Raw genomic sequence first — 725 nt, forward strand, 5'->3', positions numbered from 1 at the left:
AGATCCAGCCCTTTGCCGGCGAGCTGTACCGCTACCTCAACTTCCACGAGATCCCCGGCTTTGAGGACGAAGGGCGGATCATCCCCCGCGAACAAATGCCCAAGCTGGAGGAAGTCCTCGGGATCCGTTCCTAAAGGGGCCACCCTGATACCATGGCAGCATGGTTTGCTAGCCTTGGAGAAATCCTGATGGCCCTGTCCCGAAAACTCACCCGCCAGATCCACCGCGCCCTGGCTCCCCTCCTGGCCCTGCCCCTGGTAGTGACGGTGGTAACGGGATCCCTCTACCAAATTGCCCGCCTCAACGGCAACTTGGACTACTACTGGCTAATCCAAATCCACAAAGGGCAGTGGGGGCCGCTGGATCTGCAGGCCATCTACCCCTTCTTAAACGGCTTGGGGCTGTTGGTGATGGTGGCTACCGGTCTAAGTCTGTGGTTGCAGACAAGATCCCATCACCTCTCCAAGCGCAGCGATTCCTGAGAGCTTTCTCCTGATTCTTGGGTGAGAAAATACCCCAACCGATTTCCAGAAAACTCGACCTCTGGAGCCAGCCAGAAAGCTTATTTTAATGTACAGAGGCTAGGCTAAAGCCTTGTGAGTAAAGCTTAAAGAGAAGTTAACCAAAAGTTAACCAAAATCTGATTAGGAGGTGGATAGATATGCCTCTGGTTCGCTGGGATCCCTTCCGGGAAATTGACGAAATTCAACGGGAAATGAACCGGA

At 53.9% G+C, this 725-nt stretch carries 1 protein-coding gene; it reads left to right on the forward strand.

Going from position 1 to position 725, the window contains the following annotated elements; translation table 11 throughout:
* Positions 1 to 188: 188 nt before the first annotated feature.
* On the forward strand, positions 189 to 482 hold the full coding sequence (locus NW852_RS10170; RefSeq protein WP_414426704.1) for a PepSY domain-containing protein: 294 nt from the start codon (positions 189 to 191) through the stop codon (positions 480 to 482).
* Positions 483 to 725: the final 243 nt, after the last annotated feature.

The organism is Synechococcus sp. H60.1 (assembly GCF_047462335.1).
GTDB lineage: Bacteria > Cyanobacteriota > Cyanobacteriia > Thermostichales > Thermostichaceae > Thermostichus.

What these genes read in the sequence shown, in the direction of transcription:
- NW852_RS10170 (WP_414426704.1), top strand. Translation starts at nt 189, where the DNA reads ATGGCCCTGTCCCGAAAACTCACCCGCCAGATCCACCGCGCCCTGGCT.